An 11,064-nucleotide genomic window follows, 5' to 3' on the forward strand; every position below is an offset into this window, starting at 1 on the left:
AAGCGCTAGAGGCTGATTTGATTCAAAATCACAAACAATAGAACAAGATGCAGAAGCTGGTTGCCATCAAGGGCATGAACGACATTCTTCCGCCCGATTCGGCGCGCTGGGAATGGCTGGAGGACAAGGTGCGCACCCTCATGGCGCGCTACGCTTATCGCAACATCCGCACGCCCATCGTCGAGCCTACGCCGCTGTTCGTGCGCGGTCTGGGCGAAGTCACCGACATCGTCGAGAAGGAGATGTACTCCTTCGAGGACCGGCTCAACGGTGAACAGCTGACGCTGCGCCCCGAGGCAACGGCGGGGGTGGTGCGTGCGGTGGTAGAGCATTCCATGCTCTACGACGGCGGCAAGCGCCTGTACTACATGGGGCCCATGTTCCGGCATGAACGGCCACAGCGCGGCCGCTACCGCCAGTTCCACCAGATCGGTGCCGAGGCGCTGGGCTTTCCCGGCGCGGAAGCCGATGCCGAGATCATTCTGCTGGCGCATGCGCTGTGGGCGGAACTGGGGCTGGAGAACGTGCGGCTGGAATTGAACAGCCTGGGGCAGCCCGACGAGCGCCGCGCCCACCGCGCGGCGCTGATCGCATACCTGGAGCAGCACATGGATGTGCTCGACGAGGATGCGCGCCGCCGCCTGCACAGCAATCCGCTGCGCATTCTCGACACCAAGAACCCCGCGATGCAGGCGCTGGTGGAAGGCGCCCCGCGGCTCATCGACTTTCTAGGCGAGGCGTCGCTGCAGCATTTCGAGACCGTCAAGGCGATCCTGGATGCCAACGGCGTGGCCTGGAGCCTCAACCCCCGCCTGGTCCGCGGGATGGACTATTACAACCTCACGGTATTCGAGTTCGTGACGGACCAACTGGGTTCGCAGGGCACGATCTGTGGTGGTGGCCGTTACGACTACCTGATCGAGCAGATCGGCGGCAAGTTCGCTCCGGCCGTGGGCTGGGCGCTGGGGGTGGAGCGCGTGCTGGAGTTGCTCAAGGAGCAGGAGACGCAAGTGGCCCGACCAGCTGCCGATGCCTATGCCGTAGTGCCCGACGCGTCTGCCCTGCCGGTGGTCATGGCTGCCTTGCAGCGGCTGCGTGCGCAGGGGGTGTCGGTGCAGATGCACAGCCCCACCGCCGCAGGCGAGGGCATGGGCAGCATGAAATCCCAGTTCAAGAAGGCGGACGCCAGCGGCGCACGCTATGCACTGGTCTTCGGCGCCGACGAATTGGCCCGCGGGGCCGTGACCGTCAAGCCGCTGCGGGATAGCGGCGAGCAGGCGGAGCGCCCGCTGGCGGCGCTGGCCGAATGGGCGGCCACCCTACAATCCTCGCGCTGAACGGAACCACAACATGGCCAACAACTTCGACCTTCAAGAACAAGAACAGCTTGAGCAGATCAAGCACTTCTGGAACACGTGGGGCACGCCCATCACCTGGGTGTTGATTGTCATCATGGGGGGGCTTGCCGCCTGGAACGGCTACCGGCTGTGGCAGGGCCGGCAGGCCCAGCAGGCGACGGCACTGGCCGAGGCCGTGGAAATGGCCGTGCAGGCGGGTGACCTTGCGCGCGTGGAGCAAGCCGTGGGCGACCTGAAGTCGAGTTACGGCGGCACCGCGCAGGCGGGGCAGGCAGGCCTTCTGGCCGCCAAAGCGCTGGCCGACGCTGGCAAGTGGGACGCCGCCAAAAGTACGTTGGCTTGGGTGGCCGAGAAAGCGTCTGATGAGGGTTACCAGGCCTTGGCCCGGCTGCGCCTGGCCAGCGTCCTGATCGAGCAAAAGGCCTACGACGAGGCCTCGGCGCAGTTGTCGGGGAAATTCCCCGCAGAGTTTGCCGCTACGGTCGCGGATCGCAAGGGTGATGTGTTCGCGTTGCAGGACAAGAAGCCGGAAGCCATCGCCGAGTACCGCCGCGCCTACCAGGCTTTTGACGAGCGTGTGGAATACCGCCGCCTGGTGGAAGCCAAGCTCAACGCTTTGGGTGCACAGGTGGAGACGGTAGCCTCCGCTACATCGGGGGGCGTGCAATGAGACAGGCACGTAGTCATGCCATGAGGGCGCTGACCGGCGCCTCTTTGCTGGTGAGCCTGCTGGTGATGGGAGGGTGCTCGTTGTGGGGCGGCACGCCGAAGCCGAAGCCGGCGGAGCTCGGCCCCAACGTCCCTGTGCTGGGAGTGCGTCAGGCGTGGGTGTCCCAGATTGGGACGCAAGAAGGCCTTGAGCTCGACATGCACGTGGAGGGCAGCGTGGTGACGGTGGCCTCTGCCAATGGCGATGTGGCGGCCATCGATGCACGCACGGGGGGCGACGTATGGCGCACGCGCCTCAACCAGCCGCTTGCCTCGGGCGTGGGAAGTGATGGGCGCTGGACGGCGGTGGTGTCGAAGGGCAACCAAGTTATCGCACTGGACGGCGGTCGGGAGATCTGGCGCAAGCCGTTGCCCGCCCAGGCTTATACGGCGCCGTTGGTCGCGGGCAAGCGCATCTTCGTGCTGGCGGCGGATCGCTCCATTTCCGCCTTCGACGCGGCGACTGGCTACCGGCTCTGGAGCCAGCAGCGGCCGGGTGAGCCCCTGGTCCTGCGCCAGGGCGGTGTGCTGATGGCCGTGGGTGACACCCTGGTCGCGGGGCTGTCCGGCCGTCTGGTCGGCTTCAATCCCGACAACGGCGTGGTGCGCTGGGAGGCGCCCTTGGCCAGCCCGCGCGGCACCAATGACGTCGAGCGGCTGGTGGAGATCGTTGGCCGTACGAGCCGTGTGGGCGACAGCCTGTGCGCGCGGGCTTTTCAGGCCTCGGTGGGCTGTATCGATGCATCCCGGGGGGCGGTTTCGTGGACGCAGCCCGCCAGCGGCGGCGTGGGCATCCACGGGGATGACACCATGCTGTTCGGAACGGAAAGCAACGGAACAGTGATTGCATGGCGACGCACTGATGGGTCCCGCGCCTGGACATCGGACAGGTTGCAGTTCCGCAAGCTCACAGCGCCCTTGGTGCTGGGGCGTTCAGTGGTAGTGGGTGACGATACAGGGCTGGTGCACCTGCTGTCCCGTGAGGACGCCGCACCGCTCAACCGCCTGACGACCGATGGCTCGGCCATTGCGGCGGCCCCGGCGGTGGCGGGCGACACCTTGGTGGTGGTGACGCGCAAGGGCGGCGTCTACGGCTTCCGTCCGGACTGATAGGGATATAGGACACAGGATGAAGCCTGTCATCGCTTTGGTGGGGCGGCCCAATGTGGGCAAGTCCACCTTGTTCAACCGTTTGACCAAGTCGCGCGATGCGATCGTGGCCGACTTTGCCGGCCTCACACGTGATCGCCACTATGGCAATGGGAGACAGGGCAAGCACGAGTACATCGTCATCGATACCGGGGGGTTCGAGCCCGACGCCTCCAGCGGCATCTACCGCGAGATGGCCAGGCAGACCCAGCAGGCCGTGGCGGAGGCCGATGTCGTGGTTTTTGTCGTGGACGTACGCGGCGGACTGTCCGCCCAGGACCACGACATTGCCAACTACCTTCGCCGCCTGGGCAAACCCTGCGTGTTGGCAGGCAACAAGGCCGAAGGCATGCAGGACAGCATGCATCTGGCCGAGTTCTATGAGTTGGGCCTGGGAGAGGTGCACCCCGTATCGGCGGCGCACGGCCAGGGTGTGCGCAGCCTGGTGGATCTCGCGCTGAAGCCGCTCGCGTTGCCCGAGATTGAGGAGGAGGATGCGGCGGCCGAGAAGAATGTCATCCGTCTTGCAGTGGCAGGGCGCCCCAACGTGGGCAAGTCGACACTGATCAATACATGGCTGGGTGAAGAGCGTTTGGTGGCTTTCGACATGCCCGGCACCACGCGCGATGCCATATCGGTGCCTTTCGAGCGCAACGGCCAGAAGTTCGAATTGATCGACACGGCGGGCCTGCGACGCAAAGGCAAGGTGTTTGAAGCGATCGAGAAATTCTCGGTCGTGAAGACCCTGCAGGCCATCGAGTCAGCCAATGTCGTGCTGCTGCTGCTGGACGCCACGCAGGGAGTGACGGACCAGGACGCACATATTGCCGGCTACATCCTGGAGAGTGGTCGCGCCGTGGTGATCGCAGTGAACAAATGGGATGCGGTGGACGACTATGGCCGGCAGCAGCTGGAGCGTTCCATCGAAACGCGTCTGTCGTTTCTAAAGTTCGCGCCGTTGCACTTCATCTCCGCGAAGAAACGGCAGGGCATTGGGCCGCTGTGGTCATCCATCATCCAGGCGTACAAGTCTGCCAACCGCAAGATGCCTACGCCGGTGTTGACGCGCCTGCTGCAGGAGGCGGTGCAGTTCCAAAGCCCCAAGCGCTCGGGTATGTTCCGGCCCAAGATGCGCTATGCGCACCAGGGCGGCATGAATCCGCCGGTGATCGTGATCCACGGGAATTCGCTGGAGCATGTAACGGACGCCTACAAGCGCTTTCTTGAGGCGCGTTTTCGCAAAGAATTTGACCTCGTCGGTACGCCGCTGCGTATCGAAATGAAAACCTCCAGCAATCCTTATACGGACAAGCAGAACTCCTGAGCCCCTGGACGGCGTATGGCCGTCTGGCTGTGGTAAGGTGCTGGTTTACAACAACATTTTTGAACACGGAGAATATCGTGAGCAATAAAGGTCAGCTTCTTCAAGACCCCTTCCTGAACGCCTTGCGTCGGGAGCATGTGCCGGTTTCGATTTATTTGGTGAACGGCATCAAACTGCAGGGTCAAATCGAATCCTTCGATCAATACGTCGTGCTGCTGCGCAATACCGTGACGCAGATGGTGTACAAGCACGCCATTTCCACGATTGTGCCTGGTCGTGCCGTCAACTTCTCGACTGCGGAACCCGCCGCCGACGGGGACAACCAATAAGCCCCTGCGGCAGTTCAAGGCTGCGCCACGGCGCAAGCATTGCGCATCCCAGGGCACGCAGCCTTGAGTTCCCATTCTTCTCCTGACACGAAATCCACGCCTGTTCTATTGGTAGGCGTGGATTTTGGTTTGCCCCATTTCGATGCCGAACTCGAAGAGCTTAGCTTATTGGCCCAGACTGCAGGCTTGAATCCTGTCGCGCGGCTGACGTGCAAGCGAAAGACGCCTGATGCGGCGCTGTTCGTGGGTAGCGGCAAAGCCGATGAGATCCGCACTCTGGCGCAGATGCATGGCGCGAAGGAGGTGCTGTTCGACCAGGCGCTGAGTCCGGCGCAGCAGCGGAATCTGGAGCGAAGCCTGGAGTTGCCCGTCAATGATCGCACGCTGCTCATTCTGGAGATCTTTGCCCAGCGCGCCCGCAGCCACGAGGGCAAGCTGCAGGTGGAGTTGGCGCGTTTGCAGTACTTGAGCACTCGACTTGTGCGGCGCTGGTCGCACTTGGAGCGTCAACGCGGGGGGATTGGCACACGGGGCGGACCGGGCGAAACACAAATTGAGCTCGACCGTCGCATGATCAGCGAAGCCATTAAGCGCACGCGGGAGCGCCTGGGCAAGGTCAAGCGCCAACGGGCGACCCAGCGGCGGCAGCGGCAGCGGCGCGATACATTCAATATCTCGCTGGTGGGCTACACGAACGCGGGCAAATCCACGCTGTTCAATGCACTGGTGAAGGCGCGAGCCTACGCAGCGGACCAGTTGTTCGCCACGCTGGACACCACCACGCGTCATCTTTATTTGGGCGAAGCCGCGGGTTCGGTGTCCCTGTCCGATACCGTGGGCTTCATTCGTGATCTGCCGCACGGGCTGGTGGATGCGTTTCAGGCCACGTTGCAGGAGGCCGTGGACGCGGATCTGCTCCTGCATGTGGTCGATGCCGCCAACCCCGCCTTTCCCGAGCAGATTGCACAGGTGCAACTGGTTCTTGGTGAGATTGGCGCCGCCGATATTCCACAACTCTTGGTATTCAACAAATTGGATGCCCTCACGCCCGAAGTGCGTCCTAACGTGCGGCAAGATACCTATGAACTGGATGGGCGGCCTGTACCGCGGATTTTTGTCAGTGCCGGCCTTGGCGAAGGGGTGGCTGACTTGCGGCAGCTATTGGCAGACATGGTTCAGAAGTCACTTTCGTCAGGCATGCCCCCTGAGACGGCGGCTGAATTGAAGGGCGAGTGGGACTGATTGGGCACAATGCTGGTGTTCTATTGCTATTGAGAGTACGAGAATTCGCGCATGAACCTTCTTAACCGGGCCTCTCGCTGGGCCGTGCTGCCTGAGCGTATTCGGGGAATGTTCAATCTCAACGATCCTCGTTGGGGCCGTGGGGACGATAAGGGCGAGGGTGGACAGCGCCCTGATTCGGAGCGCCCTTCTCCGGATAACTCACAGCGTCCACGTGGACGTGACCAGAATCCTTCGGGACAGCCACCGGACCTGGATGAGTTGTGGCGTGATCTGAACCGCAAGCTGGGTGGGTTGTTTGGCGGCGGCGGGTCGCGTGGCCCCGCTTCTGGTGGCGGCAATGGTGGTTTCCAGCCAGACATGAAGAACGCGGGAGTTGGCGTGGGATTGATCGCCGCCATAGCGGTGCTGATCTGGCTGGGCACTGGCTTTTTCATCGTGCAAGAAGGCCAGCAAGCGGTGATCACCCAGTTCGGCAAGTACAAGAGCACGGTCAACGCCGGCTTCAATTGGCGTCTGCCTTACCCCATTCAGCGCCATGAACTGGTGTTCGTGACCCAGATCCGGTCCGCTGATGTGGGGCGGGATAGCGTCATCAAGAGCACGGGACTGCGTGAGTCCGCCATGCTGACCGAAGACGAGAACATCGTCGAAATCAAGTTCGCAGTGCAATATCGTTTGAATGACGCGCGTGCGTGGCTGTTCGAGAGCCGCAACCCGGCCGAAGCCGTGGTTCAGGCGGCAGAGACGGCGGTGCGCGAAGTCGTGGGCAAAATGCGCATGGATACCGCCTTGGCGGAAGAGCGGGACCAGATTGCTCCGCGCGTGCGCAACCTGATGCAGACCATCTTGGACCGATACAAGGTCGGCGTGGAAGTCGTTGGCATCAACCTGCAGCAAGGGGGGGTGCGCCCTCCTGAGCAAGTACAGGCGGCTTTTGATGACGTGCTCAAGGCGGGCCAGGAGCGGGAGCGCGCTAAGAACGAAGCCCAGGCTTATGCCAATGATGTGGTTCCGCGTGCCACGGGTACGGCGTCCCGCTTGATCGAGGAGGCGGCAGCCTACAAGGCGCGCATCGTGGCGCAGGCGCAGGGTGACACACAGCGCTTCAGCGCCGTCCTTGCTGAATACCAGAAGGCGCCGCAGGTGACGCGAGACCGCATGTATCTGGAGAGCATGCAGCAGATTTACGGCAATGTGACCAAGGTACTGGTGGAGTCGCGGCAAGGATCCAACTTGCTGTACCTGCCGTTGGACAAGATCATGCAGAGCGTTTCACAGCAGACTTCGGCGGCTGCGGCGACCGATACGCCGCCAGCGACAGTCCCTCCTGCCGCGACCTCTCAATTTCCCGGCGATTCTCGGTTGCGTGATGCCAACCGTTCGCGCGAACGTGAGTCCCGATAGGAGAGCCGTGTGAACAGAATCGGATTTATCGCATCGACAGTTCTGCTGTTGCTGGCATTGCTCAGCTCGATGGTGTTCGTCGTCGACCAACGCCAGTTTGGCGTGGTGTACGCGTTGGGGCAGATCAAGGAAGTCATCACGGAACCAGGCTTGAATTTCAAGCTACCTCCACCTTTCCAAAACGTTCGCTACATCGACAAGCGTCTGCTCACGCTGGACAGTTCAGACACCGAGTCGATGCTGACAGCCGAGAAGCAGCGCGTGGTGATCGATTGGTATGTGCGCTGGCGCATTACCGACCCATCCGAGTACATCCGCAATGTGGGACTGGACGAGAACGCAGGTGCACTGCAGCTCAATCGGGTGGTCCGCAATGCATTTCAGGAAGAAGTCAACCGTCGCACCGTCAAGGAGCTGCTGTCGCTCAAGCGCGATGCGCTGATGTCCGACGTGAAACGTGAAGTGCTGGAAGCTGTGCGTGGCTCCAAGCCTTGGGGTGTCGATGTCGTGGACGTGCGCATCACGCGGGTCGACTACGTAGAAGCGATCACGGAGTCCGTCTATCGACGCATGGAAGCGGAACGCAAGCGCGTTGCGAATGAACTGCGCTCCACGGGCGCGGCGGAGGGGGAGAAGATTCGCGCAGACGCAGACCGGCAGCGCGAGATCACCATTGCCAATGCCTACCGCGACGCCCAGAAGATCAAGGGCGAGGGTGATGCGGAAGCTGCGCGTCTGTATGCGGAGGCATTCGGCCGTGATCCTCAATTTGCACAGTTCTACCGGAGCCTCGAAGCTTACAAGGCGAGCTTCAACCGCAAGGGCGATGTCATGGTGCTGGATCCGGCGAACTCTGAATTTTTCAAGGTATTCAGAGGCGGGACGGGCAATGCATCTGCAGGCCCCCGTCGCTGATGAGCGACTGATGGCGGTGATCGGCCTCCATGAACGGGTTCTGGATCGCGTTGGGTTGGGTGCTGGTCATCGAAGGGCTGCTGCCCTTCGTGTCACCTGGTGCTTGGCGCCGCATGTTCACGCAGCTTTTGCAATTGCGTGACGGCCAGATTCGCTTTTGCGCGCTGCTGGGGCTGATCGCTGGCGGCGCCATTCTGCTGCTCACGTAGCCTGGCCGATTTCGGTCCCGGGGTGGGGCTTATCCATGCCGGTAGAATCAACGTTTTAACAGCCTGCCCCATCCCATGTCTGCCTGGGTCCTGCCGGATCATATTGCCGATGTCTTGCCTTCCGAGGCGCGGCACATTGAAGAACTTCGTCGCGGACTGCTCGATACGGCACGCAGTTACGGTTATGAGTTGGTGATGCCTCCTTTGCTGGAGCATCTGGAATCACTGTTGACGGGCACTGGCGAGGCGCTGGACCTCCAAACGTTCAAATTGGTGGACCAACTCTCGGGTCGATCTCTCGGCTTGAGGGCCGATACGACCCAACAGGTCGCACGCATTGATGCGCACCTGCTCAACCGGCAGGGGGTGGCGCGTCTATGCTATTGCGGCCCAGTACTGCACACGCGTCCCGATCGTCCGCACGCCACACGGGAGCCCTTGCAGTTTGGAGCCGAGATCTACGGTCATCCAGGTATCGAGGCGGATATCGAAGCAGTGTTGCTGTCGTTGGAGTGCTTGCGCAGTGCCCACGCACAGGAGGTGAGCGTAGATCTGGCCGACGTCCGTATCGTGCGCAGTCTCCTTGCAGGACTTCCTGTCGGTATGCATCAGCTCGCCCAAGTCCACGGAGCGCTTGCTGCCAAAGATGCCAGCGAACTGGCGTCGTTGACACGCGATTTCCCGTCTGCATCGCGGGAAGGGTTGTTGGCACTGTTGCAGCTGTATGGCGATGCAACAGTGCTGAATGAGGCCGAAAACTTGTTGAAACCCTTTCCTGGTGCGCGCGAGGCGCTATCGGATTTGAGGGCGATTGCGGCACGAATGGACGGTGTGCGGGTCACATTTGATCTGGCAGATCTGCGGGGTTATGCCTATTACAGCGGAGCGCGTTTTGCGATTTATGCGCAGGGCGCCAGTGATGCGCTGGTGCGAGGCGGCCGCTATGACGAGGTCGGCGCGGTCTTCGGCCGTAACAGGCCAGCCGCAGGCTTTAGCTTGGACGTGAAGCAACTGGTGGGTGTGGTGTCGGCTCCGTCCTTGCGTGCGGCCATCCGGGCGCCCTGGGGCGATGGTGGTGCGCTCAGTGCTGCCATTGCTACGTTGCGTCGTCAGGGCGAAACCGTGGTGTGTGTGCTGCCGGGGCACGGCAGCGAAGTGGACGAATTCCACTGCGATCGGGAGCTTGTCCTGGTGGATGGCAACTGGGTCGTAAAGGCGATTTGAGTTTCTTCAGCATTTGAATCGGGTTTGACATGAAAGCAAGCAAGGGTCGTAACGTTGTCGTGGTTGGCACCCAGTGGGGCGATGAAGGCAAAGGCAAACTGGTTGATTGGCTGACTGAGAGCGCCCAGGGGGTGGTGCGTTTTCAGGGCGGGCACAACGCTGGTCACACGTTGGTCATCAACGGCGTCAAGACGGCGCTGCACTTGATCCCTAGCGGGATCATGCGCCCGGGTGTCAAGTGCTACATCGGCAACGGCGTCGTTCTCTCGGCGGGCAAATTGTTTGAGGAGATCGAGGGACTCGAAAAAGCGGGCGTCGAAGTGCGCTCGCGTCTGCGTGTCAGCGAAGCTTGTCCATTGATCCTGCCGTTCCATGCGGCGCTTGATGTGGCGCGTGAAGCGGCGCGTGAACACGGTGGCGCCGAGAAGATTGGTACCACTGGCCGTGGTATCGGACCGGCCTACGAGGACAAGATCGCTCGCCGTGCCCTGCGCGTACAAGACCTCAAGTATCCAGAACGCTTTGCCGCCAAGCTGCGCGAATTGCTGGCGTTGCACAACCATGTCCTCAGCACCTTCTTGGGTTCGGCCAATTTTCAGTTTGGCGATGCACTCAAGCCCTACATCACGGGCGGGCAAGTGCAATTTGAACCGGTCTTTGATGAGGCCATGCGGCATGCCGAGATGCTCAAGCCCATGATGGCAGATGTCTCGCGTGAACTGAACGAAGCGCATGCCGCGGGCGCAAATCTGCTGTTTGAGGGGGCCCAGGGCACGTTGCTCGATGTGGACCATGGCACCTATCCCTATGTCACGTCCAGTAACTGTGTGGCGGGTAATGCGGCAGCGGGGTCAGGTGTTGGCCCGGGGCATCTGCACTACATCTTGGGGATCACCAAGGCATATTGCACGCGTGTGGGGGGGGGGCCTTTCCCGACCGAGCTGGACTGGGAAACGCCTGGAACACCGGGTTATCACATGAGTACAGTGGGCGCCGAAAAAGGGGTGACGACAGGGCGCAGCCGTCGCTGCGGTTGGTTTGATGCCGCACTCCTCAAGCGTAGCGCGCAGGTCAATGGTCTTTCAGGGCTCTGCATCACCAAGCTGGATGTTCTGGACGGGTTGAGAGAACTGTCGCTATGCGTGGGATACGAGTTGGACGGTGAAAGGATCGACCTTCTGCCAATGGGTGCGGAAGAA

11 protein-coding genes (1 of these 11 running past the window's edge) are annotated in these 11,064 nt (G+C 61.7%); all 11 read left to right on the forward strand.

Features of this window, described 5'->3' with window-relative positions; genetic code table 11:
• Nucleotides 1-47 precede the first annotated feature (47 nt).
• Entirely contained in the window at nucleotides 48-1,337 is a 1,290-nt protein-coding gene (gene hisS / locus DTPSY_RS05430; RefSeq protein WP_015912791.1) for a histidine--tRNA ligase, read from the forward strand.
• Nucleotides 1,338-1,350: 13 nt separating this feature from the next.
• Entirely contained in the window at nucleotides 1,351-2,028 is a 678-nt protein-coding gene (locus DTPSY_RS05435; protein ID WP_015912792.1) for a YfgM family protein, read from the forward strand.
• Between the two features lie 20 nt (nucleotides 2,029-2,048).
• Entirely contained in the window at nucleotides 2,049-3,176 is a 1,128-nt protein-coding gene (bamB, locus tag DTPSY_RS05440) for an outer membrane protein assembly factor BamB (protein WP_015912793.1), read from the forward strand.
• 19 nt (nucleotides 3,177-3,195) lie between these two features.
• The gene (gene der, locus DTPSY_RS05445) at nucleotides 3,196-4,539 is read left to right on the forward strand and encodes a ribosome biogenesis GTPase Der (protein ID WP_015912794.1); all 1,344 of its coding nucleotides are present in this window, start codon (nucleotides 3,196-3,198) and stop codon (nucleotides 4,537-4,539) included.
• Nucleotides 4,540-4,616: 77 nt separating this feature from the next.
• Nucleotides 4,617-4,868, forward strand: a complete 252-nt coding sequence (gene hfq / locus DTPSY_RS05450; protein WP_011804607.1) for an RNA chaperone Hfq — start codon at nucleotides 4,617-4,619, stop codon at nucleotides 4,866-4,868.
• 63 nt (nucleotides 4,869-4,931) lie between these two features.
• Nucleotides 4,932-6,110 carry a GTPase HflX gene (hflX, locus tag DTPSY_RS05455; protein WP_015912795.1) on the forward strand — a complete coding sequence of 393 codons (1,179 nt, stop codon included), beginning with the start codon at nucleotides 4,932-4,934 and terminating at the stop codon, nucleotides 6,108-6,110.
• Nucleotides 6,111-6,161: 51 nt separating this feature from the next.
• A complete protein-coding gene (gene hflK / locus DTPSY_RS05460; protein ID WP_011804609.1) occupies nucleotides 6,162-7,517 on the forward strand; it encodes an FtsH protease activity modulator HflK in 1,356 nt (451 codons plus the stop codon).
• A 9-nt stretch (nucleotides 7,518-7,526) separates the two neighbouring features.
• The gene (gene hflC, locus DTPSY_RS05465) at nucleotides 7,527-8,432 is read left to right on the forward strand and encodes a protease modulator HflC (protein ID WP_015912796.1); all 906 of its coding nucleotides are present in this window, start codon (nucleotides 7,527-7,529) and stop codon (nucleotides 8,430-8,432) included.
• 29 nt (nucleotides 8,433-8,461) lie between these two features.
• The gene (locus DTPSY_RS05470) at nucleotides 8,462-8,641 is read left to right on the forward strand and encodes a DUF2065 domain-containing protein (RefSeq protein ID WP_015912797.1); all 180 of its coding nucleotides are present in this window, start codon (nucleotides 8,462-8,464) and stop codon (nucleotides 8,639-8,641) included.
• A 75-nt stretch (nucleotides 8,642-8,716) separates the two neighbouring features.
• Nucleotides 8,717-9,865, forward strand: coding sequence for an ATP phosphoribosyltransferase regulatory subunit (locus tag DTPSY_RS05475; protein ID WP_015912798.1), 1,149 nt, complete (start codon nucleotides 8,717-8,719; stop codon nucleotides 9,863-9,865).
• A gap of 29 nt (nucleotides 9,866-9,894) precedes the next feature.
• On the forward strand, nucleotides 9,895-11,064 hold the 5' portion of the coding sequence (locus DTPSY_RS05480; RefSeq protein WP_015912799.1) for an adenylosuccinate synthase. Its footprint extends 207 nt past the window's final position; only the first 1,170 of its 1,377 coding nucleotides appear in the window; the start codon lies at nucleotides 9,895-9,897; the stop codon falls past the right edge of the window.

The organism is [Acidovorax] ebreus TPSY, assembly GCF_000022305.1.
Taxonomy (GTDB): Bacteria; Pseudomonadota; Gammaproteobacteria; order Burkholderiales; family Burkholderiaceae_C; genus Diaphorobacter; species Diaphorobacter nitroreducens.

What these genes read in the sequence shown, in the direction of transcription:
- bamB (WP_015912793.1), top strand. Translation starts at nt 2,049, where the DNA reads ATGAGGGCGCTGACCGGCGCCTCTTTGCTGGTGAGCCTGCTGGTGATG.
- DTPSY_RS05435 (WP_015912792.1), top strand. Translation starts at nt 1,351, where the DNA reads ATGGCCAACAACTTCGACCTTCAAGAACAAGAACAGCTTGAGCAGATC.
- hisS (WP_015912791.1), top strand. Translation starts at nt 48, where the DNA reads ATGCAGAAGCTGGTTGCCATCAAGGGCATGAACGACATTCTTCCGCCC.
- der (WP_015912794.1), top strand. Translation starts at nt 3,196, where the DNA reads ATGAAGCCTGTCATCGCTTTGGTGGGGCGGCCCAATGTGGGCAAGTCC.
- DTPSY_RS05475 (WP_015912798.1), top strand. Translation starts at nt 8,717, where the DNA reads ATGTCTGCCTGGGTCCTGCCGGATCATATTGCCGATGTCTTGCCTTCC.
- DTPSY_RS05470 (WP_015912797.1), top strand. Translation starts at nt 8,462, where the DNA reads ATGAACGGGTTCTGGATCGCGTTGGGTTGGGTGCTGGTCATCGAAGGG.
- hflK (WP_011804609.1), top strand. Translation starts at nt 6,162, where the DNA reads ATGAACCTTCTTAACCGGGCCTCTCGCTGGGCCGTGCTGCCTGAGCGT.